A 25181-nucleotide genomic window follows, 5' to 3' on the forward strand; every position below is an offset into this window, starting at 1 on the left:
ATGCTGCGACCCGCCCGGTCAGGATGGTCAGGCTGGGACGCCGAAGACGACCGATGTGACCCACACGAACAGCAGGTCGAGGCCGTACACGATCGCCATCATGACCACGACGAATCCGAGGACCACCGCGGTGAACTTGCCCAGCTCCTGACGGGTCGGGGTGACGACCTTGCGAAGCTCGGCGAAGACCTGACGGATGAACAGAGCGATGCGCGCGAAGAAGTTCAGCTTCTTCTCGCGGGGTGCCGCGCTCGTGGCGACAACCTCGCCCTTCGGCTCGTCCTGGACCATCAACCCACCTGACTAGTTTTCGTGAATCAGCCTGCGCTGATGCGCAGGGCGGACAGGAATCGAACCTGCAACCTGCGGTTTTGGAGACCGCTGCTCTGCCAATTGAGCTACCGCCCTAGAGACCCTGGGGCCCCTGGTTGCCCGCACTCTTCCGCCGTGATCTTGTGGAGGGGATCCTGCCCGGCACAGCGGGCATGGCAAAAGAATGCAGACTTCAACTGCACATCCCAGTGTACGGCATGCCCCGACGACCCGCGAATCCCGGCGGCCGTCGGGCGCGCCCCGGTCAGTACTGCTGGATGCCGTACCGGTCGGGTTCGGGAGCGCGTTCGAACGCGCGCCCGGACAGCGACGACGGGGCGATCCGCACGTAGTTGTACTTCAGCGTGGGGATCCACGGTCGCAGCAGCAGGCCGTCGGCACGCTCGACCTCTTCCGTCGTGTCGAGGCGGTGGGCGCTCCCGCGCACCACCACGCTCCACGCTTCGGTTTCGGAGTGATCGTCGACCTCGAAGAGCACCTCGTCGTTGATGCTCAGCTCGAACAGCTTGCTGCCCTCGGCCGTGCGGAACAGGATGCTGTCGCCGTCCATCGTGTAGTTGACCGGGAAGATGTCGAGCACGTCACCGACATGGGTGACCAGGCGTCCGAGTTCCTGCCCTCGCAGGCGCTCGCGGCACTCGTCGTCGGTGAGCACGGTCACGTGGTGCGCTGACTCGTCCATGCCCCGATTGTCCTCCCACTGAGCGGTGCGCGCAGGCCGCGCACCGCTCAGTGGGAATCGGCTCAGGCCTGCGGCGCGATCCGGATGAGCTTCTTGTTGACGAACTCGTCGGCCGCCAGCAGGCCCATCTCGCGCGAGGTGCCGCTGCGCTTGACGCCGCCGAAAGGCAGCGCGGGCTCGTCGGCGAGCACGAGGTTGACGTAGACCATGCCGGCGTCGATCTTCTGGGCGACGCGGTCAGCCTGCTCCGCATCCGTGGTGAAGACGTACGAGCCGAGCCCGAACGGGGTGTCGTTCGCGACCGCGACCGCCTCGTCCTCGTCCGTGACTTTGTAGACGACGCCGACGGGGCCGAAGAACTCCTCGCGGTACGCATCCATGTCGCTCGTCACGCCGGTGAGGACCGTGCCCTCGTAGAACGCGCCGTCGCGGGTGCCGCCCGTGACGAGGGTCGCGCCCTGCGCGACGGCCTTGTCGACCTGCTCGGCGAGACGCTCCGCCGCCACGAGCGACGAGAGCGGGCCGAGCACGGTGTCGTCGTCGAACGGGTCGCCCACCTTCGCACCGCTCATCGCGGCGGTGAACTTCTCCAGGAAGCCGTCGTAGAGGTCCTCGTGGACGATGAACCGCTTGGCCGCGTTGCACGACTGCCCGGTGTTGTCCAGACGTGCGTCGACCGCCGCCTGCACGGCGCCGTCGAGGTCGTCGGTCGACAGCAGGATGAACGGGTCTGAGCCGCCCAGCTCGAGCGCGACCTTCTTGAGGTTGCGCCCGGCGACCTCGGCGACAGCGGCGCCGGCACGCTCGGAGCCCGTCACCGACACGCCCTGCACCCGCGGGTCGGCGATGATGTCGGCGGCCTGCTCGTTGGTGACGTAGACATTGACGTAGACGCCGTCGGGGAAGCCGGCGTCGCGGTAGATCGCGTCCATCGCGGCGGCCGACTCGGGGCACTGCTGGGCGTGCTTGAGGAGGATGGTGTTGCCGATCACGATGTTCGGCGCCGCGAACCGCGCGACCTGGTAGTACGGGAAGTTCCAGGGCATGATGCCGAGGAGCGGGCCCAGCGCGCTGCGACGGATCACCGCGCTGCCGTCGCCGTCGATCTCGAGCGTGGTGTCGCTCATGATCTTGTCGGCCTTGTCTGCGTAGTACTCCGTGATGTCGGCGGCGAAGTCGACCTCGCCGAGTGCGGCGGAGAGGGGCTTGCCCATCTCCCGCACGATGATCGCGGCGAGCTCGTCGCGCCGCTCGCGGTGCAGCTCGGCGACGCGGCGGATGAGGGCGGCGCGCTCGGCGACGGTGCTCGAACGCGACCAGTCGTCGAAGGCGCTCTTCGCGGAGGCGACCGCGTCCTCCACCTGCGCGTCGGTGAACGTCGGGTACTCCGCGAGTCGCTCCCCCGTGGCGGGGTTGATGACGGCGTAGTCGCTCATGGGTCTCTTCCGTTCCTCCCGCTCAGTCGGCGGGGATCAGCGTGTACTTGGTGGACAGGTATTCGTGGATGCCTTCGAGGCCGCCCTCACGGCCGACGCCGGACTGCTTGACACCGCCGAAGGGGGCGGCGGCGTTCGAGACGACGCCCACGTTCAGGCCCATCATGCCGGTCTCCAGACGGTCGATCATGCGATGACCGCGGGCGAGGTCCTGGGTGAACACGTACGACACGAGGCCGTACTCGGTGTCGTTCGCGAGTCGCACGGCTTCGTCCTCGTCCGAGAAGGTCGCGATCGCCAGGACGGGTCCGAAGATCTCCTCGCGCAGGATGTCGCTGCCTGCGGCGACCTCGGTGATCACGGTGGGCTCGAAGAACGTGCCCTCCCCCTCGATCGCCTTGCCGCCGGCGAGCACCGTGGCGCCCCGGGAGACCGCGTCGTCGACGAGGTCGACGGCCTTCGCGACCGCCTTGTCGTCGATGAGCGGACCGATCTGCACGCCGTCCTCGGTGCCGCGGCCGACCTTCATGGAGGCGACCCGCTCGGCGACGCGGGACGCGAAGTCGTCGGCGACCTTCTCGTGCACGATGAAGCGGTTCGCCGCCGTGCACGCCTGGCCGATGTTGCGGAACTTCGCGAGCATCGCGCCGTCGACCGCCTTGTCGATGTCGGCGTCGTCGAAGACCACGAACGGCGCGTTGCCGCCCAGTTCCATCGACACGCGCAGCACGCCTTCGGCCGCCTGGGCGATGAGCTTGCGCCCGACCTCGGTCGATCCCGTGAACGAGAGCTTGCGCAGGCGCGGGTCGGCGATGATCGGGCCGGAGACGGCGCTCGAGCTCGTCGTCGTGAAGACGTTGACGACCCCGGCGGGCAGACCAGCCTCGACGAGCAGCTTCACGAAGTACAGCGTGGTCAGCGGCGTGAGCTCCGGCGGCTTGATGACCACCGTGCAGCCGGCGGCGAGCGCCGGGGCGATCTTGCGGGTCGCCATCGCGAGCGGGAAGTTCCACGGCGTGATGAAGAACGACGGACCGACGGGCCGCTGCGAGACGACCATCCGCCCGGTGCCCTCGGGGTTGAGCCCGTAGCGGCCGGTGATGCGCACCGCCTCCTCGCTGAACCAGCGCAGGAACTCGCCGCCGTATCCGACCTCGCCGCGCGCCTCCGCGAGCGGCTTGCCCATCTCGAGGGTCATCAGGAGGGCCAGGTCCTCCTTGTGCTCCTGCACGAGGTCGAACGCGCGGCGCAGGATGTCGCTCCGGGTGCGGGGCGGCGTCGCGGCCCACGACTCCTGAGCCGCAACTGCGGCATCCAGGGCCTTGATGCCGTCGGCGGGCGAGGCGTCCGCGATGGTGTGGATGACGGCGCCGGTCGCGGGATCGCGCACATCGAAGGTGCGGCCCTCCGCAGCATCCGTCCATTCGCCGCCGATGAACAGCTGCGTCGGGACAGCGTCCAGCAGGGTCTTCTCAGTCTCGTTCGTCATCGACATCCCTCATCGCCGCCCGCGGCGAAGGCTCGCCGGAGCATCCATTGCCAGTGTCTCACCGCGGAAGAACGCGGGGCGCTTGATCGCCTGCCAGATCATGATCACGATGCCGACCACGATGACCAGCACACCGAGCACGAAGACGAGCCCGAGGCCGCCGATGCTCGAGCCGCTGCCGTAGGCGGGGTCCATCGAGTCGATCAGGGTCGTCACGAACAGCACGGCCAGGATCACGCCGCCGACCAGCGGGAACAGGAACGTGAAGAAGAACGACCGCGCCGAGTCGAACCACTGCCGACGGAAGTACCAGACGCACGCGAACGCGGTGAGCCCGTAGTAGAAGCAGATCATCATGCCGAGCGACAGGATGGTGTCGGTCAGGACGTTCTCGCTGAGGAGGCGCATCACGGCGTAGAACACCGAGGCGACGACGGCCGAGACGATCGTGGCGAAGCCCGGCGTGAAGAACCGCGGGCTGACCTTCGCGAACTTCTCCGGCAGCGCGCCGTAGTGGCCCATCGCCAGGAGCGTGCGCGCGGGGCCGACGGCCGTGGACTGCAGCGATGCGGCGGAGCTGGAGAGCACCGCGAGCGACACCAGGAAAGCGAGCGGCCCGAGAATCGGGTCGGACAGCGCGAAGAAGACGTTGGCCGTGATGTCCTCGTTGCCGAGGCCGAACTCCCCCGTCCCGACGCCGGCGAACATCATCAGGCCGATCGAGATCAGCAGGTAGAGCGAGACGATGATCACGACGGTCGCCATGGCGGCGCGCCCCGGCGTGCGGTCGGGGTCCTTGGTCTCCTCGTTCATGGTGAGGACTACGTCCCAGCCCCAGAAGATGAAGATCGAGAGCGACAGGCCGGCGGCGAACGCGCTGAAGGAGTCGACCTCGAACGGGTTGAACCATGCCCAGTCGAACGGCAGCGGATCGAACGCGGTGCCGTTGACGGCCTTCACGATCGCGACGACCGCGAAGAGCACGAGCACGACGACCTGGAAGGTCACCAGCACGTACTGGAACTTCTGGGTCGTCTGCATGTCGCGGTACGACACGAGGGTCGCGCCGAGCATGAACAGCAGGCAGACCGTCACGTTGATGAACGGGTTGAACGCGAGGTCGGCGATCTCGGGCTGACCGCTCACTTGCGCGATCAGGAGGAAGAGGAACTCGACGGCGATGCCGGCGAGGTTCGACAGGACGATCACGGTCGCGGCGATGAGCCCCCACCCGGTCATCCAGCCGATCCACGGGCCGAACGCGCGCACGCCCCACGTGAACGAGGTGCCGGAGTCGGGCATCGCACGGTTGAGTTCGCGGTAGCCGAAGGCGACCAGGAGCATCGGGATGAATCCGACCAGGATGATCGCGGGCACCTGGACGCCCACGGCGGAGACCGTGGGTCCGAGCGACGCCGTCAGCGTGTAGGCGGGGGCGATCGTCGAGATGCCGATCACGACGGCGCCGACCATGCCGACGGTGCCGGCGCTCAGGCCCTTCTTGGAGATGCCGCCGTCGACCGGTGCGGCGACGGCGGGGGTGGACGAGTCGCTCATGCGCCCGATCCTTCCTTGCTGGTGCGGGTGCGCGGGACGACCACGACCGGGACGGGGACTTCGTGCAGCATCTTCGCTGCGGTGGAGCCGAGGAACAGGCGGCGCGGCTGGGCGAGGCGGCTCGAGCCGACGAGGAGGATCTCACCCGGCTGCCAGTCGAGGTGGGTGACGGCCTCCTCGATGCTCTCCCCGCGTGCGGTGAGGATCTCGGTGTCGAGCGCGTCGGGCAGCGCAGCCTCGGCCGCGGCGAGCACCTCGTCGGCGTGGGCTGCCCCGGCGATGCGGATGACTCCGGTGTCGACCGACGCCGGCAGGTCGACCGTCACCAGCGACAGCAGCCGCAGCGGAACACCGGCGGCGATCGCGAACGCAGAGGCCTGGTCGAGCACGGCCTCGGCGCCCGGGCGGGTGCCGATGGCGGCCGTGACGCGGGTGATGCCGGTGTCGACGGCGACCTTGCGGGCGCCGCGCGGCACGAGCACCACCGGCACGTCGGACGAGTGCAGCAGCTCGGTGGTGGTCGAGCCGAGACGGTGGCGGTTGCGTGAGCCCCCATCGGCGGCGCCGACCACGATCGACGCGGCGGCCAGCTCGTCGGCCAGGTCGATCAGGCCCTCGGCGAACGAGTCGGCGAAGCGGACGTGCTCGCGGTGCGGCACAGCATCCGGGATCTTGGCGACGGCATCGCCCAGCCACTGCGCAGCCTGATCGCGCAGGTAGCGGTCGTACCCGGCGTCGGGCGGCGTGATGACGCTGCGGCCGTCCGACGGCAGGATGATCGCGACGTCGAGGTCGGCGCCGGATGCGGCCGCGAGCCGTGAGGCGAAGGCGACGGCGTCACGGCCGGCCTTGGTCGCGGAGTACCCCACGACGATGCGGATGGTCATGCCCGGGTCTCCTCGATGATGTTCTGCGCCGCGAACCGCCCCATGCGGATCGCGCCGTCGACGTGCTGGTAGCCGGCCCCGGCGAGGTCGCTGCACGCGAAGTGGATCGGCCCGACCGGTGTGCGCAGGTCGGCACCGTAACGGTGCAGGCCGCCGAGGTCGAAGCTCGCCGCGTATGCGCCGCGGGTCCACTCCTCGCTGCCCCAGTCGCTCTCGTAGTAGACGACCGGGTTCTTGGCCTCGGGCCCGTAGTAGTGCGACAGCGACTCGAGGATGCGCTCCTTGCGCTCCTCGGCCGAGAGGCGGAACAGGTCGTCCGCGGTGCGGTCGGACACGAAGCCGACGAGGGTGCCCCGCTCGTCGCCGTGGTTGGTGTTGTCGTACGCCTCGTGCGACAGCTCGTAGGGGCTGAAGGCGGTGCCCGAGAGCCCCTGCTCGCGCCAGAACGGGCGGTCGTAGACCGCGTGCACCTTGATCACGAAGCCCATCGAGATGTGCTGGTGCATCTGGTGCTGCAGCCGCGGCAGCGCGGGCACGAACGAGATGCGGTTGTAGAGCACGGGCGCCAGGGCGAGGATCGCGTGGCGGGCGCGCACCGTGATCCCCTCCGCCGTCGCGGTGACACCGGTGGTGGACCACTCCAGGGTCCGCACCGGCTGGTTGAGGAAGACGTCGTCGCCGAGGCGCTCGGCGAGCAGCAGCGGCACCTGCTGGAGGCCGCCGACGACCCGCTTGTCGAGGATGAAGTCGGCGTCGACGAGGTGCGAGTACGAGCCCGCGGAGGCCGCCATGAGCAGCGACTGGAGGAGCGAGAAGGAGTGCGTGGGCTTGGTCAGCATCGCCGAGCCGGTGGCGAACGCCAGGTTGCGCACGGCCTCGTCGTCGTCGGTCTGCGAGCGCAGCCAGGCGTCCCAGGAGATGCTGTCCCACTCGGCCGCGTTCTCGTGAGCCCACGGGCGGTCGGGGTCGATCTCGGCCACCATCGCGTCGAGCCGCTCGGTGATCTCGGCGATCACGCGCTCGGTCTCGGCGGACACCGGGAACATCTCGCCGGTGAAGCGGCTGGCCGTGCCGTCCGGGCCGACGTAGACGCTGTCGCCCTCGCGGTACCGGCTGTACGTCTCCAGCCCGAGCTCGGCGACGGTGTCGATGAGCGCGTCCTGGTCGGGCGAGACCCACTGGCCGCCGATCTCGAGCATCGCGCCGTCGATGACGTCGGTCCACAGGCGTCCGCCGACACGGTCGCGCGCCTCGAGCACCGCGACCGACAGTCCGGCCTTGCGCAGCTCGTTCGCCGCGGTGGTCCCCGCGGCGCCCGCACCGATGATCACGACGTCTCTGGTGATCTCACTCATCTGCAACTCCTTTGTTCCTTCTGGTGCCGAGATCACGTGATCTCGGCGAGCTCACCCGTCATGGTCGTCCGCAGCCCGTGCTCTCATCGAGATCACGTGATCTCGGAGGAGGAAAGGCCGGAGCGAGGACGGATGCTGTCAGCGTGCGGCGAGCGCGGCGGCGATCACGTCCAGGCCCTCGTGGAGCAGGTGGTCGGGGATCGACAGCGGCGGCAGGAAGCGGATCACGTTGCCGTAGGTGCCGCACGTGAGCACGATGACGCCCTCGGCGATGCAGGCCTTCGCGACGGCGCCGGTCAGGGCGGCGTCGGGCTCACCGGTCTCGGGGTCGACGAACTCGGCGGCGATCATGGCGCCGTGGCCACGGATGTCGCCGATGCGCGGGTCGGACTGCTGCAGCGCGCCGAGGCGGTCCTTCAGGATCGTCTCGATCTCGCCGGCGCGCTCGATCAGCCCGTCGTTCTCGAAGGCGTCGATCGCTGCCAGTGCGGCGGCGCAGGCGACGGGGTTACCGCCGTAGGTGCCGCCGAGGCCGCCCGCGTGAGAGGCGTCCATGATCTCGGCGCGGCCGGTGACAGCGGCGAGCGGCATGCCGCCGGCGATGCCCTTCGCGGTGGTGATGAGGTCGGGGACGATGCCGAACAGCTCGCTCGCGAACATCGCGCCGGTGCGGGCGAAGCCGGTCTGGATCTCGTCGGCGATGAAGACGACGTTGTTCGCGCGGCACCAGTCGACCAGCGCGGGCAGGAAGCCGTCGGCCGGGACGATGAACCCGCCCTCACCCTGGATCGGCTCGATGATGACGGCGGCGAGGTTGTCGGCGCCCACCTGCTTCTCGATCAGCGAGATGGCCTTCTTCGCCGCATCCGCACCGCTGAGCCCGTCGCGGAAGGGGTACGACAGCGGCGCGCGGTAGATCTCCCCCGCGAACGGGCCGAAGCCGCTCTTGTAGGGCATCGCCTTCGCCGTCAGCGCCATGGTGAGGTTGGTGCGGCCGTGATAGCCGTGGTCGAAGGCGACGACGGCGGGCTTGCCGGTGAACTTGCGGGCGATCTTGACGGCGTTCTCGACCGCCTCTGCTCCCGAGTTGAACAGGGCGCTCTTCTTCGCGTGATCGCCGGGCGTGACCCGGTTGAGGGCCTCGGCGACGCCGACGTACGACTCGTACGGCGAGATCATGAAGCAGGTGTGCGTGAACTGGGCGGCCTGCTGGGCGATGGCCTCGACGACCTTCGGGTGCGCGTTGCCGAGGCTCGTCACGGCGATGCCCGAACCGAGGTCGATGAGCGAGTTGCCATCGGCGTCGACGATGACCCCGCCTCCCGCGGCGACGGCCTCGATCGGAGCCGTGTGCCCGACGCCCGCCGCGACGGCGGCGGCCTTGCGGGCGAGCAGCTCCTGCGAGCGGGGCCCGGGGATGCTCGTGACCATGCGGCGCTCCTGCGGGAGCGAGGGTCCGCCGAGGGGTGTGGTGAGGGAAGACGTCATGCTCATGCGCCCGACTGTACGGTCCGCCCGGCGCGGGCTGTACTGGCCGCGGTGTACATTCTTGGGGATCGGCTGTTCGCGACGTATATGAGGAGGAGCGATGGATGCTGCTCCGGACGCACCGACGCTGCGCTCGCTGCTGGGGCGGGCCGAGCTCTCGCTGCGCCTGGCCGGCGATGAGAGCGCGCTGGATCCCTCGGCGCTCGACCAGCCGGTGCGCTGGGTGCACAGCACCGACCTCGCCGACCCGACGCCGTTCCTGTCCGAGGGGCTCGTGCTGCTGACCACCGGGCGGCAGTTCCTGGAGGCCGAGGAGAGTCCGGCGTTCGCCGCCGGCTACGTCGACCGGCTCGTGCAGCGGGGCGTCATCGGCCTCGGCTTCGGGACGGAAGTCGTGCGCGACGGCATCCCTCCCCTCCTGACCCAGGCGTGCGCGGCCGCGCGCCTCCCCCTGTTCGAGGTGCCGTACCTGACGCCGTTCATCGCCGTGGCCCGCGCCAACGCCGAGGCGATCGCCGCGCAGGCGTACGCGCGGCGCTCGTGGTCACTGGCCGCGCAGCGGGCGATCTCGCTGGCCGCGCTGCGCCCGGACGGGCTGGGCGCGACCCTCGCCGAGCTCGCGAAGCAGTTCGACACCTGGGCGGGGCTGTTCGACGCGTCCGGATCCCTCACCCGCGAGCACCCGGTCGGCGATCTCGACGCGGGCACCGCGGACGAGCTGCACGCCGAGGTGTCGGCCGTGCTGCGACGCGGCGCCCTCGCCGCCTCGACGCTGCGCATCGGCGCTCGCACCTTCACGCTGCAGACCCTCGGCCGCGGCGGCCATCTCCGCGGGGTGCTCGCGATCGCGGCGGGCGACCTCGACCAGGAGGGGCGGGGCGTCGTCAACGCGGTCATCGCCATGACCGGGCTCGCCCTGGAGCAGAACGAAGGCCTGTCGCGGGCGCGGGCCCTCATGCGCGGGGGGCTGGTGCAGTCGCTGCTCACCGATGACCCCACGCTCGCCCGCCGTGTCGCACGCGACATGTGGGGCGGGATGCCGGCGGCCCCGGTCGTCGTGGCCGTCACCGACACCCGCACGGACGCCGCGGCGGAGTGGCTCGAGCTGCGTGTCGCCGAAGCGCGCGGCGACCTCTTCTACGGCCGCGACGAGGAGGGTCTGGCGATCGTCGCCCCGGCCGGGCGCACCGAGCTGTTCGCGGAGTTCGCCGAGGCCTTCGGCGCGACGGTGGGCGTCTCCGACCCCGCGCCGTACTCCTCGTTCGCGGCGGCGCACGCGCAGGCGACCACGGCCCTGCGCCGGGCGGAGGCGCCGGTCACGCTGTTCCGCGAGGTGCGCGGCGCCGGTGTGCTCTCGGCGCTCGACACCGACGCGGGTCGCAGCCTCGCCGCCGCCCTGATTGCGCCCCTGCGCGCGCACGACGCCGCCGCCGGTGCGGCATTGGTCGACACCCTGCGCGTGTGGCTCGCCAACGACGCCCGGATCGACGCGGCCGCCGACGAGCTCGGTGTCCACCGGCACACGGTCCGGGCTCGGCTCAGTCAGGCCGAGTCCTTGCTCGGGGTGGATCTGTCGTCGTTCGCCGTGCGCGCCGAGCTGTGGGGCGCCCTCCAGGTGGCCTGAGCGGATGAGGCCTTTCTCATCGGCTAATACCTTTCGCGTGTCAGGTTTTTAGGCTACGGTCGGACCTGGGAGCTGATCACGCCCCCGCACAGCTGAGGCAGCGTCGCCGAAGACGGCGGCCGACGACCGATGGAGGCGTCAGACCGATGAACCACCCGACCACCACACGAACCCGCTGGCTCGCCGGCACCGCCGCGCTCGGAATCGGCGCGCTGCTGCTCGCCGGCTGCGGACGCTCCGACGAGCCCACGAGCCCCTCCGCCGAAGCCGGCGCGGGCATCGACGACAGCCCCGCCACCGGCGAGATCGACGTCTGGGCGATGGGCAACGAGGGCGAAGTCCTCGACGAGCTCGCCGCGCAGTTCGAGGACGCGAACCCCGACGCGACCATCAACGTCACCGCCGTGCCGTGGGATGGCGCGCACGACCGCATCGCGACGGCGATCGCCGGCGGCCAGACCCCCGACGTGACCATGCTCGGCACCACCTGGGTCGGCGAGTTCGCACCGACCGGGGCCTTCGAGCCCACGCCGGAGGGCGTCGTCGACACCTCCAGCTTCTTCGAGGGGTCGCAGGGCACCACCGTGGTCGACGGGGTGTCGTACGGCGTGCCGTGGTACGTCGACACCCGCGTGCTCTATTACCGCACCGACATGGCCGAGGCAGCGGGGCTCGACGCCCCCGCGACCTGGGACGACCTCACCGCGTTCGCCGAGGGGATGCGGGCCGAGGGTGCCGCATCCGGCCTGTCGCTGCCGCCGGGCGGCCCGGACTCCTCGCTCTACCTGCTGCCGTTCGTGTGGCAGGCCGGTGGCGACGTGCTCACCGAGGACGGCAGTGCGTTCGCCTTCGACACGGATGCGTGGAAGACGGCCTTCGAGTACTACAACAGCTTCTTCACCTCGGGCCTGAGCGAGAACGTGCGCCTGGAGACCGGTGAGATCGAGCAGAAGTTCATCGCCGGCGACGTCGGCGCGTTCTACTCCGGCCCGTTCCACGTCTCCCTGCTCAAGGACCAGGGCGGCAAGGACTTCGAGGACAAGTTCGCCGTGGCGATGGTCCCGGGCGACCAGACCCGCACCAGCTTCACCGGCGGCGGCAACCTCGCCGTCTTCGGCGACACCGACAACCGCGACACCGCGTGGAAGTTCGTGCGGTGGCTGAGCCAGCCCGAGACCCAGGTCGAGTGGTACGGGATCTCCACCGATCTGCCGAGCGTCGAGTCCGCGTTCGAGGACCCGGTATTCGCCGACGACCCGTACACCAGCGTGTTCGGTGAGCAGCTCAGCGACGCCAAGGCGCCCCCGGCCATCCCGACCTGGGCGCAGATCTCCGCGATCATCGACCAGGAGATCGAGCAGGTGACCCGCGGCGACAAGAGCGTCGACGACGCGCTCGCCAGCATCCAGCAGCAGGCCGAAGCCATCGGCACCGGCAGCTGAGCTGCGTGACATGACCACCGCAACGGCTGCGGCCGCGACTGCCGCGCCCCTGGCGCCCGCCCCCAAACGGCGGCGCGCCAGGGGGCGGCAGCGCACCACCCTGGCGGCATGGGGCTTCGCCGCCCCCTTCGTCATCCTCTTCCTGGTGTTCCTCGCCGGGCCCATCGTCGCCAGCTTCTTCATGAGCTTCACCGACATGACGACCCGCGACCTGCGCAGCCCCCTCAACGTCGAGGTCGTCGGCTTCGCCAACTACATCGCGCTGTTCCAGGACCCGCGCTTCCTGCACAGCCTGGTCAACACGGGCGTGTTCGTGATCATCGGCGTGCCGCTGACGATGGCGCTCGCCCTGCTGATCGCGCTCGGCCTCGACAAGGGCATCACGAAGTTCCGCACCGTGTTCCGCGTCGGCTACTACGCCCCTGTCGTGACCAGCATCGTCGCGATCGCCATCGTGTGGCGGTTCATCCTGCAGCCAGACGGTCTCCTCAACGCCTTCCTCGCGGTGTTCGGCATCAGCGGTCCGAACTGGCTGCAGTCCACGACCTGGGCCCTCCCGTCGCTCATCCTGATGGCGGTGTGGCGGAACATCGGCACGCTCATGGTGATCTTCCTCGCCGGACTCCAGGGGGTGCCGCGCGAGCAGCACGAGGCCGCGATGGTCGACGGGGCGAACGTGTTCCAGCGGTTCGGGCATGTGACGATGCCGGCACTGCGCCCGACGATCCTTTTCGCCGCGGTGATCACCGGCATCGGCTTCCTGCAGTTCTTCGAGGAGCCGTTCGTGATGACCCAGGGCGGCCCGCTCGACGCCACGCTGTCGGCCGCGATGTACACCTACGACCAGTTCGGGTTCGGCAACTACGCGTTCGCGTCGGCGGCGAGCTACGTGCTCTTCCTCGCGATCGTCGTGCTGTCGCTGATCCAGTTCCGGTTCCTCGGACGGAAGGACTGACCATGACCGCCGTCCAGCCCGTGACGGACGCGACAGCATCCGTCATCGTCCCTCCCGCACAGCGCCGTCGTCGCGGCACCCGACCTCGCTGGTGGCTCTACGTCGTGCTCACCCTCGGCGTCATCGCGATGATCATGCCGTTCGTGTGGATGATCCTCGGCTCGTTCAAGACGACGACCGAGATCCGCCAGTACCCGACCGAGTTCCTGCCGCGCGACGCGACGCTCGACAACTACACCGAGCTGTTCGGCCGCCTCGACTTCGCGACCTACTTCACGAACAGCGTCGTGGTCGCGGTGGCCGTGACGCTCGGCAACATCGTGTTCTCGTCGATGGTCGGGTACGCCCTCGCCAAGCTCGACTTCGCCGGCAAGAAGCTGCTGTTCGGGCTCGTGCTGGTCACCCTGATGGTGCCGGGCGTCGTGACCTTCGTGCCGCTGTTCGTGCTGACCGCGAACCTCGGCCTGGTCAACACGTATCCCGGCCTCATCCTGCCGTTCCTGATCACGCCCCTCGGCGTGTTCCTGATGCGGCAGTTCATGCTGAGCCTGCCCGACGACATCATCGAGGCGGCGCGCATCGACGGCGCCAGCGAGTGGCGCATCTTCCTGCGCGTGATCATGCCGCTGTGCGGGCCGGCCGTCGCGACGCTGACGATCCTCACGTTCCTGGGCAGCTGGAACAACTTCCTCTGGCCGCTGGTGGTCGCCACGACGGAGGACAAGTACACCCTGCCCGTGGCTCTCGCCCTCTACTCGGTCGGCCAGAACGCCGCGGAGTACGGCCTGATGATGGCCGGCGCGGTCGTCGTGATCGTGCCGGTGCTGATCGTGTTCGTGCTGCTGCAGCGCTTCTTCGTGCAGGGCATCGCCCTCACGGGCATCAAATGAGAGGACCATCCATGACCTTCCCCGACGGGTTCCTGTGGGGCGCATCCACGGCGGCGCACCAGATCGAGGGCGGCAACGTCAACTCGGACTGGTGGCAGCGCGAGTGGGGGCACCTGCCGGGTCCAGGCGTCGAGGAGCCCTCGGGCGACGCGGCCGACAGCTACCACCGCTATCCCGAGGACATGCGGCTGCTGGCCGCGGCGGGCCTCGGCGCGTACCGGTTCAGCATCGAGTGGGCGCGCATCGAGCCGGAGGACGGATGGGTGTCACGGGCGGCGATCGAGCACTACCGCCGCATGGTCGGCACCGCCCGCGAGAGCGGCCTCGAGCCGGTCATCACCCTGCATCACTTCACCAACCCGATCTGGTTCGCGCGGCGCGGCGGATGGCACGAGGACGACGCCCCCGAGCGGTTCGCGCGCTTCGTCGAGGCGGCGCGGCCGGTGCTCGACGGCGTAGACCTGGTCTGCACGATCAACGAGCCGAACATGGTGTCGGTGCTCGCCGACCCCGAGGTCGGCTTCCCCTCGATCGGGCTGCCGCCGGGGGTTCCCGCCGTGACCGATCGCCTCATCGACGCCCATCGCCGCGCGGTCGAGATCGTGCGGAGCGCGGGCGGGCGGGCCGGCTGGTCGGTGGCGACGCAGGCGTATCAGCCTGAGCCGGGCGCCGACGAGGTCGCCGCCGAGTACGGGCGCTCCCGCGAGGACGTGTTCCTGGATGCTGCGGCCGGCGACGACTGGGTGGGCGTGCAGGCCTACACCCGCACCCGCATCGGCGAGGGCGGCCCGCTGCCGATCCCGGAGGACGCCGAGCGGACGCTCACCGGCTGGGAGTACTACCCGGATGCGGTCGGCTACGGCATCCGCAACGCCTGGGCGCGCGCGGGCGTGCCGGTGTACGTCACCGAGAACGGCATCGCGACCGACGACGACACCCGGCGGATCTCGTACACGCAGGGAGCCCTCGCGGCGGTCGAGTCGTGCCTGCGCGACGGTGTCGACGTGCGCGGATACCTGCACTGGAGCGCGCTCGACAACTACGAGTGGGGCAGCTTCCGGCCGACCTTCGGGCTGATCGGGTGGGACCGCGACACCTTCGTGCGCCGACCCAAGCCGAGCCTCGCGTGGCTGGGCTCGGTCGCCCGCGCGAACGCCCTGGGCTGATCCGGCTCCGTCTTCCGCTCGCCTGTCGCAGTCTGTCGGTGCCCCAGCCCTGCGGCCCGGCTCAGGGGCGCAGGTAGCGGGTGACGAACTCGTCGAACAGCGCGACCATGTCGACGTCGTCGTCGAGCAGCCACTGCAGCTGGATACCGTCCATCACCGCGCTGATGAGACGCGCCGCATGCTCGGGATCGAGGTCGGCGCGGATCTCGCCCGCCTCCTGACCCGCCCGCAGCAGCTCGGCCGAGCGCACCGCCGTGTCGCGGTAGCGCTCCGCGAACGCCGGGTGCGAGGGGTGCTCGGAGTCCGTAGCCTCGGCCGACACGATCGCGTACAGCGACGTGAGGCCGCGCGTGCTCTGGTTGTACGCGACGACCTTTTCGGCCTGCTCGATCAGGGTGTGCTCCGCGGGGTCGCCCGCCGCGGTGCGCACCTTCTCGTCGCGCTGGCGGACGACCTCGACGAAGAGCTCCTCCTTGTCGGCGAAGTGGTGCATGAGCCCGGCGGGGGTGAGCCCCACGCGCTTGGCGATCTCGCGCAGCGACCCGCTGTGGAACCCGGTGCGGGCGAACACCAGCAGCGCCTCGTCCACGATCTGCTGACGCCGCGCCTGGCCTTTCGCGTAGCTGCCACGGGGGCCGCGCACCACGCGCGGGGCGGCAGCATCCGCCGGCACGACGGCCGGCGCGGCCTCGCCGGAAAGGGGCTCGTCGGCGCTCATGCGCTTCCCTCTCGGTGGGGGTCAGTCACGACCGTGATGCGATGCCCGTCCCCACGACGAGCTGAAGTCCTGCAGTCGCATCGCGGGGCGGAGACGCTTCTCCATCTCGCGGTCGACGAAGTACGACTTCAGCGTATCCCCGGTGAGCTCGTTGCCGATGGCAGCCATGATCATGGACTGGTCGAGCGACAGGTAGCGCTCGGCGATCGTGCCGCTGTGCACCGCGACGGCGTCGTAGAACCCGCCGGGCCCGTACGCGCCGAGCTCGTCCTCGATCCCGGCGAGGTTCGCCATCACGCCCTTGCGGTCGTACGGCAGCGCCAGGAAGCTCGCGTGCGGCGTCACCACGCCGTCGCCGAACTCGGGGTCGGGGTTCGTGCCGACCGTGCAGCCGGGGCGGTCGATGTCGACGTCGGTCTTCTCGACATCGGACATGTAGCCGTCCGATCGCATGCCGGCGAGGTCGACGCCGTACTCCGAGTAGCCGCCGAAGGGGTTCGACGCGGGCGAGAAGCCCCAGTATCCGTAGCCGGCGTCTTCAGCGTGCTGCTCCTGCACGGCGACGGTGATCGGGTGGTTGAGCCGCCACGACTTCGCGCCCCACTTCGTCTCGGGTACGAGCAGATCCGGCATCAGCGACTCGAACATGCTCCCGCCCCAGCTCGGCACGAACGACATGCCGTCGTAGGCATACACGCCCTCCCAGACGTCGAAGCCGCGGTATGTGCGGGTCGTGCCGGAGGGGAGCTGCTCCTGCCAGGCCCAGTCGCAGCCGGGGGGCATCGTGCGGTGGGTGCCGTACAGCGCGGTCGCCGGGATCTGGCCGTTGGCGATGCCGAGATAGGTGGCGATCCGGCTCTCGCTGACCGTCGTGTCGTAGTGGTGGCAGGTGTAGTACGCCGTCTCGCCCGAGCCGTTGTACATCGGCTCCGCGACGCTGCAGCCGCTCGGCTCGTCGTCCCAGAAGCCGCCGCGGTTGGTGCCGGCCGGGAGACCGGGGGCGCCGGCCGGGTTGAAGAACGCCCCGAAGTCCATCGACGCGTACAGCGCTCTCGCCTGCTTCGCCAGTCGCGGTTCGGCCTCGGCGACGATGCGGAGGGATGCTGCCAGCCACCCGTTGTCGACTGTCGACAGGAACGGCTCCACCGGGTCGCCGGAGTCGGGCCAGGTGGTGAGCTTCTCCCCCGTCGCCGGGTCGTACCAGTTGTAGAACATCCCGCTCGCGTCGTTGCGCTCGAGCGTGGTCAGGGTGTGGAGGGTCGTGCGGATGCGGTCACGCGCGTCGCGCCGGTCGATCAGCCCGAGGTCGCGCGCGGTCACCGTCGACCAGAGGTATCCGCCGATGTTGGTCGGCGAGGTGTAGGCGGCGGGGCTCGACAGATCGCCCTCGATGTTGTCGGCGGCGAGCCCGGTGTCGGGGTCGGTCATCGCGTCGAGCGATGCCCAGGTGTCTGCGGCGTAGCGCTGCAGGGTGGCCCTGTCGCCGCTGTGGCCGTGGCCGCTGCCCGTGCCGGTGGCGACAGCATCCGCCATCGCGGGGGTCGCTGTCGCGATCAGCGCTGCTGTCACCATTGCCGTGATCGTCACGCGCGTGCGTCGTCTCATGGTCGCTCTCCTCATCGAAAGCAGCTCCCGCGGAGCCGTCCTCTAAAACCTTACGCATATAAGGTATTTGCGCAACCCCTGGCGCGGGGCGGGCTCAGCGCGGGGCGTGGGCCTCGAGGAACTCGTAGACGTCGGTCGTGTCGACGCCGGGGAACGATCCGGTGGGCAGGGTCGCGAGCAGGGTCCGCGGGGTGCGCACGTTCGGCCACGAGTTCTCGCGCCACGCCGTCTCGAGGTCGGCCGGGGCCCGGCGGCAGCAGACCTCGACCGAGTGCTTGGACACGCCCCGGTTCGGGGTGTCGCGTCCGAGGAACCACTTGGTGTCGTCGAATCGCACGCCGACCGAGACCGAGTGGGCGCCCTCGCTCGACGCCTCCACCCGGGCGGTGCACCAGTAGGTGCCGTTGCCGGTGTCGGTGTACTGGTAGTACGGGTTGAAGTGGTCGTCGACGTCGAAGACGACCCGCGACGTCCACTTCCGGCAGCACATCTGGCCCTCGATCGAGCCGAGCCGGTCGGTCGGGAAGTTCACGTCGTCGTTCTCGTACGCCTTCGTGATCGTGCCCGACTCGTGCACCTTGAGGAAATGCACGGGGATGCCCAGGTGCACGCTCGCGAGGTTCGTGAACCGGTGCGCGGCCGTCTCGTACGAGACCGAGTAGGCGTCGCGGAGGTCTTCGATCGAGATCGCACGGTCCTTCTTCGCGTCCTGCAGGAACGGCACCGCGTGCGCCTCGGGGATGAGCAGCGCGCCGGTCAGATAGTTCGTCTCGACGCGCTGCCGCAGGAACTCCGCGTAGGAGGTCGGCTCGCGGTGGCCGAGGATCCGGCTCGACAGCGCCTGCAGCACGGCGGTGCGCGGGTCGCCCTTCGCCGTCAGCCGGCTCGACAGGTACAGCCGCCCGTTCTTGATGTCTGCGACGCTGCGCGTGGTCTGCGGCAGGTCGGGCACGTAGTGCAGCGTGAAGCCGAGATGCGCGGCGATGTCGGATGCTGTGCGCTGCGTGAGCGGGCCGCCCGGGTGGTCGACGGCCTCGAGGATGCGGCCGGCCTGGGCCTCGAGGTCGGCGAAGTAGTTGCTCTGCGTGCGCATGAGCCGCCGCAGCGCCACGTTCGCGCGGCGCGCCTCCTCCGGGGTGGCAGCACGCTCGTCGCGGAGGCGGTCGATCTCGGCCTGCAGGGCGAGCATGGTCTTGAGGGCGTCGGTCGGCACGGTCTTGGCGATCCGGAACGGCTCGATGCCGAGCGCCTGGAACGTCGGCCCCTTCATCGCCCGCTCGAGCTGGATCTCCAGCTGCGCCCGCTCGTCGAGCGGCTCCGACTCGAGCAGGGCGTCGAGGGTGGTGCCGATCGCCCGAGCGATCGCCTGCAGCAGGGTCAGCTTCGCTTCGCGCTTGCCGTTCTCGATCATCGACAGCTGGCTCGGCACGCGTCCGACCGCCGCGGCCAGCTCGTCGAGGGTCATGCCGCGCTCGGAGCGGAGCTGACGGATGCGTCGGCCGATCGTGAGGGAGTCCACCTCTTCATCGTCGGGCAGTTCGGCGACCGGGCCGCGGGACGTCGTCATCGTCATGCGGCGATTCTGTCACGAAACGAGAATTCTGCCGAAACTTCACGCCCGATTTGGCCAGACCGGGCCGTGAACTTCTCTCAGAGTGGTGACACGACCTCCCGCACCGCCAACAGGAAAGGCACGGCCATGACACCTCCCGCCACGGGCATCGCACCCACCCGCATGATCGAGGTCACGGGCCCGGTCCGCGAACGCTACGACGAGATCCTCACCACCGAGGCGACGGCGTTCCTCGCGGAGCTGCACCACCGGTTCGCCTCGCGCCGCCACGACCGGCTCGCCGACCGGATGCGCCGCCGGTTCGAGATCGGCAACGGCCACGACCCGCAGTTCCGCGACGACACCCGCCACATCCGTGAGGACGCCGACTGGAAGGTCGCCGGAGCCGGCCCCGGCCTCGAGGACCGCCGTGTCGAGATCACCGGTCCGACCGACCCGAAGATGACGATCAACGCCCTCAACTCGGGTGCCAAGGTCTGGCTCGCCGACCAGGAGGACGCTACGAGCCCCACCTGGAGGAACGTCATCGAGGGCCAGCTCTCGCTGCGCGACGCGATCCGCGGCGAGCTGCGCTTCACCAGCCCGGAGGGCAAGACCTACGAGGTCACCGCCGAGCAGACGCCGACGATCGTCATGCGGCCCCGCGGCTGGCACCTCGTCGAGAAGCACATCCGCTTCACCGACCGTGCCGGCAGGGCGATGGACGCCTCCGGGTCCCTGGTCGACTTCGGCCTGTACTTCTTCCACAACGCGACGCAGCTCATCGCGAACGGCCGCGGCCCCTACTTCTACCTCGCCAAGATCGAGTCGAGCGAAGAGGCGAAGCTGTGGGACGACGTGTTCACCTTCAGCGAGGAGTACATCGGCATCCCCCACGGCACGATCCGCGCGACGGTGCTCATCGAGACGCTGCCTGCGGCGTTCGAGATGGAGGAGATCCTGTTCGAGCTGCGCGACCACGTCGCGGGGCTGAATGCCGGCCGCTGGGACTACATCTTCTCGATGATCAAGAACTACCGCGGTCGCGGCGCCCGCTTCGTCCTGCCCGACCGCAGCCAGGTGACCATGACGGTGCCGTTCATGCGGGCGTACACCGAGCTGCTGGTCAAGACGTGCCACCAGCGCGGTGCCTTCGCGATCGGCGGCATGAGCGCGTTCATCCCGAACCGCCGCGACCCCGAGGTGACCGCGCACGCGTTCGAGAAGGTCGCCGCCGACAAGAAGCGCGAGGCGGGCGACGGCTTCGACGGCACCTGGGTCGCCCACCCCGACCTGATCCCGGTGGCGCGCGCGGAGTTCGACGCGGTGCTGGGCGACCGCCCGAATCAGATCGACCGCCTGCGCCCCGAGGTGTCGGTCCGGGCGGAGGACCTGCTCGACGTGCACATCGGGCTGCCGATCACCGCGGAGGGCGTGTACGGCAACGTGTCGGTCGCCATCCGCTACATCGAGGCGTGGCTGCGCGGCCTCGGCGCCGTGGCCATCGACAACCTCATGGAGGATGCCGCCACCGCCGAGATCAGCCGCAGCCAGGTGTGGCAGTGGATCCACCAGGACCGCATCACCGACGACGGCACGCACATCACCCACGAGTACATCGAGGGGCTGATCGAGCGCGTGCTCGCCGAGGTCGACCGTCCCGAGTCGACCCCCGGGGCAGTCGCCGACCGCTTCGACGATGCCGCGGCCGTGTTCCGAGAGGTCGCGCTCGGCGAGGAGTTCCCGATGTTCCTGACCGTGCCCGCCTACGCGAAGTACCTCGTCGAGGGCGAGTGACCCCACCGCGGCCCGCCGCGCCATCCGACCTCACCACATGAAAGAGACGACATGACCACCTATCAGACCGACATCGAGTCCATCGAGGCCCTGAAGCAGCAGCAGGGCTCCAGCTGGGACGCCATCAACCCCGAGTACGTCGCGAGGATGCGAGCACAGAACCGCTTCAAGACGGGGCTGGAGATCGCGCAGTACACGGCGGACATCATGCGCCGCGACATGGCCGAGTACGACGCCGATTCGTCGGTGTACACCCAGTCCCTCGGGGTCTGGCACGGCTTCATCGGGCAGCAGAAGCTCATCTCGATCAAGAAGCACCTCAAGAGCACGAACAAGCGCTACCTCTACCTGTCCGGCTGGATGGTGGCCGCGCTCCGCTCCGAGTTCGGCCCGCTGCCCGACCAGTCGATGCACGAGAAGACCTCGGTTCCGGCGCTGATCGAGGAGCTGTACACCTTCCTCCGTCAGGCCGACGCCCGCGAGCTCGACCTGCTCTTCACGAGGCTCGACGGCGCGCGTGCCGCCGGCGACGACACGGCCGTCGAGTTCATCCAGTCGCAGATCGACACCTACGAGACCCACGTGGTGCCGATCATCGCCGACATCGACGCCGGCTTCGGCAACCCCGAGGCGACGTACCTGCTGGCGAAGAAGATGATCGAGGCCGGCGCATGCGCCATCCAGATCGAGAACCAGGTCTCGGATGAGAAGCAGTGCGGCCACCAGGACGGCAAAGTCACGGTTCCGCACGACGACTTCATCGCGAAGCTCAACGCGGTCCGCTACGCGTTCCTCGAGCTGGGCATCGACAACGGCGTGATCGTCGCACGGACCGACTCGCTCGGCGCAGGTCTCACCCAGAAGCTCGCGGTCTCGCACACCGCCGGCGACCTGGGCGACCAGTACAACGCGTTCCTCGACGTCGACGCGATCGACGCGGACGACCTCAGCGACGGCGACGTGATCCTCCGCCGGGAAGGCAGGATGCTGCGCCCCAAGCGCCTCGCGAGCAACCTGTACCAGTTCCGCTCCGGGACGGGCGAGGAGCGCTGCGTGCTGGACTGCATCACGTCGCTGCGCAACGGCGCCGACCTGCTCTGGATCGAGACCGAAAAGCCGCACGTCGAGCAGATCGCCGGGATGGTCGATGAGATCCGCAAGGTCATCCCGAACGCGAAGCTCGTCTACAACAACAGCCCGTCGTTCAACTGGACCCTCAACTTCCGTCAGCAGGCCTACGACCTCCTGCTCGCCGAGGGCGCCGACGTGTCGGGCTACGACCGCGCGGACCTCATGAACGTCGCGTACGACGACACCGAGCTCGCGCAGCTGGCCGACGAGAAGATCCGCTCGTTCCAGAAGGACGGGTCGGCTCGCGCGGGGATCTTCCACCACCTGATCACCCTGCCGACCTACCACACGGCTGCGCTGTCGACGGATGACCTGGCCAAGGGGTACTTCGGCTCCGAGGGCATGCTCGCCTACGTCAAGGGCGTGCAGCGCCGCGAGATCCGCGAGGGCATCGCCACGGTCAAGCACCAGAACATGGCGGGCAGCGACATCGGCGACAACCACAAGGAGTACTTCGCCGGAGACGCCGCCCTCAAGGCCGGCGGCAAGGACAACACCATGAACCAGTTCGGCTGAGCCGCACCTTCCCCGCACGGATGCTGCGGGCCCCACCCGGGCCCGCAGCATCCGTGCGTCTGCGCCGCAGCATCCGTCTATCGAGACACCGGCGAGCCGAGGAGAATCGGCGATCCGAGGATGTTCTGCCGACGAATTGTCCTCGGTTCGCCGATCGTCCTCATGACCGGCACGCAGTGGACGGACGCGACCACGCGACTAGGCTCGAAACCGTGACAGAACGCGCCCCGCTCTCCCGCAAACTCGCCGCCATCGCCGAATCGGCGACCCTCAAGGTCGACGCGAAGGCGAAAGCCCTCCAGGCCGCCGGTCGCCCGGTGATCAGCTACGCCGCCGGCGAGCCGGACTTCGCCACGCCGAGCTTCATCGTCGATGCGGCGTCCCGCGCGCTCGAGGACCCCGCGAACTTCCGCTACACCCCCGCCGCCGGCCTGCCCGTGCTGCGCGAGGCGATCGCCGCCAAGACGCTGCGCGACTCGGGCCTCGAGGTCACGCCCGCGCAGGTCATTGTCACCAACGGCGGCAAGCAGGCCGTCTACCAGGCCTTCCAGGCCGTCGTGAACCCCGGCGACGAGGTGCTCCTGCCCGCACCCTACTGGACCACGTACCCCGAGGCGATCGCGCTGGCCGACGGCATCCCCGTCGAGGTGTTCGCCGGAGCCGACCAGGACTACAAGGTCACGGTCGACCAACTCGAGGCCGCTCGCACCGACAAGACGACCGCGCTCGTCTTCGTCTCGCCGTCAAACCCCACCGGCTCGGTCTACTCCCCCGAGGAGACCAAGGCCATCGGCGAATGGGCCGTCGAGCACGGCATCTGGATCATCTCCGACGAGATCTACCAGAACCTCGTCTACGAAGGCGCCCGCGCCGTGTCGATCGTCGAGGCGGTGCCGGATGCTGCGGCCCAGACGATCCTCGTGAACGGCGTCGCCAAGACCTACGCCATGACCGGCTGGCGCGTGGGCTGGATGGTCGGCCCGGCCGACGCCATCAAGGTCGCCGCGAACCTGCAGTCGCACCTCAGCTCGAACGTCAACAACATCGCGCAGCGCGCCGCACTGGCCGCGCTCACCGGCCCGCAGACCGAGGCCGAGGCGATGCGCCAGGCGTTCGACCGTCGCCGTCAGCTGATCGTCGCCGAGCTGTCGAAGATCGACGGCGTCGTGGTGCCGAACCCGCTCGGGGCGTTCTACGTCTACCCCGACGTGCGCGGCCTGCTCAACCGGGAGTGGGCAGGCGTCACGCCGACCACTTCGCTCGAGCTCGCCGACCTCATCCTCGAGAAGGCCGAGGTCGCCGTGGTGCCCGGTGAGGCGTTCGGCCCGTCCGGCTACCTGCGCCTGTCGTACGCGCTCGGGGACGACCAGCTGCTCGAGGGCGTGCAGCGCCTGCAGCAGCTGTTCCGCTGACCGCGGCTACAGCTCGACGCCGACGAGCACGGGTTCGGGCTGCAGGATCAGCCCGAACTCGGACTGCACCCGCCCCTGGATGAACCGCGCCAGCTCGGCGATCTCCTCGGCGGTCGCGTCGCCGCGGTTCGTGAGGGCCAGGGCGTGCTTGGTCGACAGCCCGGCGCGTGAGCGCGGGAAGCGGAAGCCCTTGCGGAGCCCGGAGTGCTCGATCAGCCAGGCCGCGCTCACCTTGACGTCCGGCACGGAGGTCTCGCGCGGCGGGATGTAGCCGTCGAAACTGCCGAGCGGGATCACGAGGGTCGGCGCCGGCGCGGCGGGGAGGGGCCACCGAGGGCACGCGTCGGGCAGGGTGCGAGCGAACTGCGCGGAGACGATGGCGTTCTGGAAGAACGAGCCCGCGCTGTACGTGTCGGGGTCGGCGTCGTCGAGAACCATGCCCTTGCGCGCGCGGGTGGCGAGCACGTGGTCGCGGATCCACTGCAGCGTGACGGTCGCGCCGGGCTCGAGGCCGAGGGCGGTGCGCAGCTGGTCGCCGGCGACCTCGAAGGCGCCCTGCCCGACGTCGGCGAGTTCGAGCGTGACCGAGAGGATCACGGCGGGCCGCTCGGGCACGGAGCCGTAGTGGTGCTTCAGCACCGAGGTGCGGAAGCCGAGTCCGAGCTCCGCGGCGGGCACGGTCGACACCTCGCCGGTGGCCGCGTCGATGAGCTCGACCTCGACGAGGCTCTGCACGATCTCCTGACCGTAGGCGCCGATGTTCTGCACGGGCGCCGCGCCGATCGTGCCGGGGATGCCTGACATCGCTTCGATCCCGGCGAGTCCGTCCGCGACCGCGGCGGCGACGGCGGCGTCCCAGCTGTGACCTGCCTGCGCCTTGAGGCGCACGAAGCCGTCGCGGGGCGACGGCATCCGCTCGATCCCCTGGGTGAGCACGCGCACGACGGTGCCCGGGAACGGGTCGTCTCCGACCAGCAGGTTCGAGCCGCCGCCGAGCACCAGCCACTCGTCGCCGTCGGCCCACACCTCGCGGAGCGCATCGACGAGCTCCTCGCTCGTGTGCGCGTCGATCATGCGCTCAGGAGCGGCGCCCGTGCGCAGGGTGGTGAGCTGCTTCAGCGGCAGCGGGGTGATCTCGGGCATGCT

General features: G+C 69.6%; 20 protein-coding genes and 1 tRNA gene. 8 read left to right on the forward strand and 13 right to left on the reverse strand.

Annotation, left to right across the window (positions count from 1 at the left end; genetic code table 11):
* Positions 1 to 27: 27 nt before the first annotated feature.
* The 9 genes from secE to gabT all read right to left on the reverse strand — a co-directional run bounded on the left by secE (position 28) and on the right by gabT (position 9233).
* Entirely contained in the window at positions 28 to 291 is a 264-nt protein-coding gene (gene secE / locus Microterr_RS10985) for a preprotein translocase subunit SecE (RefSeq protein WP_263798765.1), read from the reverse strand.
* Positions 292 to 335: 44 nt separating this feature from the next.
* A tRNA-Trp gene (locus Microterr_RS10990) sits at positions 336 to 408 on the reverse strand.
* Between the two features lie 169 nt (positions 409 to 577).
* Positions 578 to 1015: a pyridoxamine 5'-phosphate oxidase family protein gene (locus tag Microterr_RS10995; RefSeq protein WP_263797897.1), complete on the reverse strand. Its 438-nt coding sequence runs from the start codon at positions 1013 to 1015 to the stop codon at positions 578 to 580.
* Positions 1016 to 1077: 62 nt separating this feature from the next.
* The gene (locus Microterr_RS11000) at positions 1078 to 2451 is read right to left on the reverse strand and encodes an NAD-dependent succinate-semialdehyde dehydrogenase (protein ID WP_263797896.1); all 1374 of its coding nucleotides are present in this window, start codon (positions 2449 to 2451) and stop codon (positions 1078 to 1080) included.
* A gap of 22 nt (positions 2452 to 2473) precedes the next feature.
* Positions 2474 to 3940, reverse strand: coding sequence for an NAD-dependent succinate-semialdehyde dehydrogenase (locus tag Microterr_RS11005; protein WP_263797895.1), 1467 nt, complete (start codon positions 3938 to 3940; stop codon positions 2474 to 2476).
* 9 nt (positions 3941 to 3949) lie between these two features.
* On the reverse strand, positions 3950 to 5497 hold the full coding sequence (locus Microterr_RS11010) for an APC family permease (protein WP_263797894.1): 1548 nt from the start codon (positions 5495 to 5497) through the stop codon (positions 3950 to 3952).
* Positions 5494 to 6384, reverse strand: a complete 891-nt coding sequence (locus Microterr_RS11015) for a universal stress protein (protein ID WP_263797893.1) — start codon at positions 6382 to 6384, stop codon at positions 5494 to 5496. Before Microterr_RS11015 ends, Microterr_RS11010 begins: the two co-directional genes overlap by 4 nt.
* Positions 6381 to 7739, reverse strand: coding sequence for a flavin monoamine oxidase family protein (locus tag Microterr_RS11020; RefSeq protein ID WP_263797892.1), 1359 nt, complete (start codon positions 7737 to 7739; stop codon positions 6381 to 6383). Before Microterr_RS11020 ends, Microterr_RS11015 begins: the two co-directional genes overlap by 4 nt.
* Positions 7740 to 7877: 138 nt before the next feature.
* Positions 7878 to 9233, reverse strand: a complete 1356-nt coding sequence (gene gabT, locus Microterr_RS11025) for a 4-aminobutyrate--2-oxoglutarate transaminase (protein WP_263797891.1) — start codon at positions 9231 to 9233, stop codon at positions 7878 to 7880.
* A 94-nt stretch (positions 9234 to 9327) separates the two neighbouring features.
* Here gabT and Microterr_RS11030 point away from each other — a divergent pair, with 94 nt between their 5' ends.
* The 5 genes from Microterr_RS11030 (at position 9328) to Microterr_RS11050 (ending at position 15304) form a co-directional block, all read left to right on the forward strand.
* Positions 9328 to 10851, forward strand: a complete 1524-nt coding sequence (locus Microterr_RS11030) for a PucR family transcriptional regulator (RefSeq protein ID WP_263797890.1) — start codon at positions 9328 to 9330, stop codon at positions 10849 to 10851.
* A 146-nt stretch (positions 10852 to 10997) separates the two neighbouring features.
* On the forward strand, positions 10998 to 12293 hold the full coding sequence (locus tag Microterr_RS11035; RefSeq protein ID WP_263797889.1) for a sugar ABC transporter substrate-binding protein: 1296 nt from the start codon (positions 10998 to 11000) through the stop codon (positions 12291 to 12293).
* A 10-nt stretch (positions 12294 to 12303) separates the two neighbouring features.
* On the forward strand, positions 12304 to 13248 hold the full coding sequence (locus Microterr_RS11040) for a carbohydrate ABC transporter permease (RefSeq protein WP_263797888.1): 945 nt from the start codon (positions 12304 to 12306) through the stop codon (positions 13246 to 13248).
* 2 nt (positions 13249 to 13250) lie between these two features.
* A complete protein-coding gene (locus tag Microterr_RS11045; RefSeq protein ID WP_263797887.1) occupies positions 13251 to 14138 on the forward strand; it encodes a carbohydrate ABC transporter permease in 888 nt (295 codons plus the stop codon).
* A gap of 11 nt (positions 14139 to 14149) precedes the next feature.
* On the forward strand, positions 14150 to 15304 hold the full coding sequence (locus Microterr_RS11050) for a glycoside hydrolase family 1 protein (protein WP_263797886.1): 1155 nt from the start codon (positions 14150 to 14152) through the stop codon (positions 15302 to 15304).
* 61 nt (positions 15305 to 15365) lie between these two features.
* Here the strand turns inward: Microterr_RS11050 and Microterr_RS11055 are convergent, their stop codons facing one another.
* The 3 genes from Microterr_RS11055 to Microterr_RS11065 all read right to left on the reverse strand — a co-directional run bounded on the left by Microterr_RS11055 (position 15366) and on the right by Microterr_RS11065 (position 19200).
* Positions 15366 to 16022, reverse strand: coding sequence for a TetR/AcrR family transcriptional regulator (locus Microterr_RS11055; RefSeq protein WP_263797885.1), 657 nt, complete (start codon positions 16020 to 16022; stop codon positions 15366 to 15368).
* Between the two features lie 21 nt (positions 16023 to 16043).
* Positions 16044 to 17627 carry a glucoamylase family protein gene (locus Microterr_RS11060; protein ID WP_263797884.1) on the reverse strand — a complete coding sequence of 528 codons (1584 nt, stop codon included), beginning with the start codon at positions 17625 to 17627 and terminating at the stop codon, positions 16044 to 16046.
* A gap of 94 nt (positions 17628 to 17721) precedes the next feature.
* The gene (locus Microterr_RS11065; protein WP_263797883.1) at positions 17722 to 19200 is read right to left on the reverse strand and encodes an XRE family transcriptional regulator; all 1479 of its coding nucleotides are present in this window, start codon (positions 19198 to 19200) and stop codon (positions 17722 to 17724) included.
* Between the two features lie 126 nt (positions 19201 to 19326).
* On the opposite strand from Microterr_RS11065, the gene aceB reads away from it, so the two are divergent.
* The 3 genes from aceB to Microterr_RS11080 all read left to right on the forward strand — a co-directional run bounded on the left by aceB (position 19327) and on the right by Microterr_RS11080 (position 24035).
* Positions 19327 to 20976, forward strand: a complete 1650-nt coding sequence (aceB, locus tag Microterr_RS11070; RefSeq protein WP_263797882.1) for a malate synthase A — start codon at positions 19327 to 19329, stop codon at positions 20974 to 20976.
* A gap of 51 nt (positions 20977 to 21027) precedes the next feature.
* Complete coding sequence (locus tag Microterr_RS11075; protein ID WP_263797880.1) at positions 21028 to 22623, forward strand: isocitrate lyase; 1596 nt, start codon at positions 21028 to 21030, stop codon at positions 22621 to 22623.
* A 212-nt stretch (positions 22624 to 22835) separates the two neighbouring features.
* On the forward strand, positions 22836 to 24035 hold the full coding sequence (locus Microterr_RS11080; protein ID WP_263797879.1) for a pyridoxal phosphate-dependent aminotransferase: 1200 nt from the start codon (positions 22836 to 22838) through the stop codon (positions 24033 to 24035).
* Between the two features lie 6 nt (positions 24036 to 24041).
* Here the strand turns inward: Microterr_RS11080 and Microterr_RS11085 are convergent, their stop codons facing one another.
* Positions 24042 to 25178: a UDP-N-acetylmuramate dehydrogenase gene (locus tag Microterr_RS11085; RefSeq protein ID WP_263797878.1), complete on the reverse strand. Its 1137-nt coding sequence runs from the start codon at positions 25176 to 25178 to the stop codon at positions 24042 to 24044.
* Positions 25179 to 25181 lie beyond the last annotated feature (3 nt).

This window comes from Microbacterium terricola, from assembly GCF_027943945.1.
Taxonomy (GTDB): domain Bacteria; phylum Actinomycetota; class Actinomycetes; order Actinomycetales; family Microbacteriaceae; genus Microbacterium; species Microbacterium terricola.

Bases quoted from the DNA above. Each gene is read 5' to 3' on its own strand.
- secE (WP_263798765.1), bottom strand. From the start codon at position 291: ATGGTCCAGGACGAGCCGAAGGGCGAGGTTGTCGCCACGAGCGCGGCA.
- Microterr_RS10995 (WP_263797897.1), bottom strand. From the start codon at position 1,015: ATGGACGAGTCAGCGCACCACGTGACCGTGCTCACCGACGACGAGTGC.
- Microterr_RS11000 (WP_263797896.1), bottom strand. From the start codon at position 2,451: ATGAGCGACTACGCCGTCATCAACCCCGCCACGGGGGAGCGACTCGCG.
- Microterr_RS11005 (WP_263797895.1), bottom strand. From the start codon at position 3,940: ATGACGAACGAGACTGAGAAGACCCTGCTGGACGCTGTCCCGACGCAG.
- Microterr_RS11010 (WP_263797894.1), bottom strand. From the start codon at position 5,497: ATGAGCGACTCGTCCACCCCCGCCGTCGCCGCACCGGTCGACGGCGGC.
- Microterr_RS11015 (WP_263797893.1), bottom strand. From the start codon at position 6,384: ATGACCATCCGCATCGTCGTGGGGTACTCCGCGACCAAGGCCGGCCGT.
- Microterr_RS11020 (WP_263797892.1), bottom strand. From the start codon at position 7,739: ATGAGTGAGATCACCAGAGACGTCGTGATCATCGGTGCGGGCGCCGCG.
- gabT (WP_263797891.1), bottom strand. From the start codon at position 9,233: ATGAGCATGACGTCTTCCCTCACCACACCCCTCGGCGGACCCTCGCTC.
- Microterr_RS11030 (WP_263797890.1), top strand. From the start codon at position 9,328: ATGGATGCTGCTCCGGACGCACCGACGCTGCGCTCGCTGCTGGGGCGG.
- Microterr_RS11035 (WP_263797889.1), top strand. From the start codon at position 10,998: ATGAACCACCCGACCACCACACGAACCCGCTGGCTCGCCGGCACCGCC.
- Microterr_RS11040 (WP_263797888.1), top strand. From the start codon at position 12,304: ATGACCACCGCAACGGCTGCGGCCGCGACTGCCGCGCCCCTGGCGCCC.
- Microterr_RS11045 (WP_263797887.1), top strand. From the start codon at position 13,251: ATGACCGCCGTCCAGCCCGTGACGGACGCGACAGCATCCGTCATCGTC.
- Microterr_RS11050 (WP_263797886.1), top strand. From the start codon at position 14,150: ATGACCTTCCCCGACGGGTTCCTGTGGGGCGCATCCACGGCGGCGCAC.
- Microterr_RS11055 (WP_263797885.1), bottom strand. From the start codon at position 16,022: ATGAGCGCCGACGAGCCCCTTTCCGGCGAGGCCGCGCCGGCCGTCGTG.
- Microterr_RS11060 (WP_263797884.1), bottom strand. From the start codon at position 17,627: ATGAGACGACGCACGCGCGTGACGATCACGGCAATGGTGACAGCAGCG.
- Microterr_RS11065 (WP_263797883.1), bottom strand. From the start codon at position 19,200: ATGACGATGACGACGTCCCGCGGCCCGGTCGCCGAACTGCCCGACGAT.
- aceB (WP_263797882.1), top strand. From the start codon at position 19,327: ATGACACCTCCCGCCACGGGCATCGCACCCACCCGCATGATCGAGGTC.
- Microterr_RS11075 (WP_263797880.1), top strand. From the start codon at position 21,028: ATGACCACCTATCAGACCGACATCGAGTCCATCGAGGCCCTGAAGCAG.
- Microterr_RS11085 (WP_263797878.1), bottom strand. From the start codon at position 25,178: ATGCCCGAGATCACCCCGCTGCCGCTGAAGCAGCTCACCACCCTGCGC.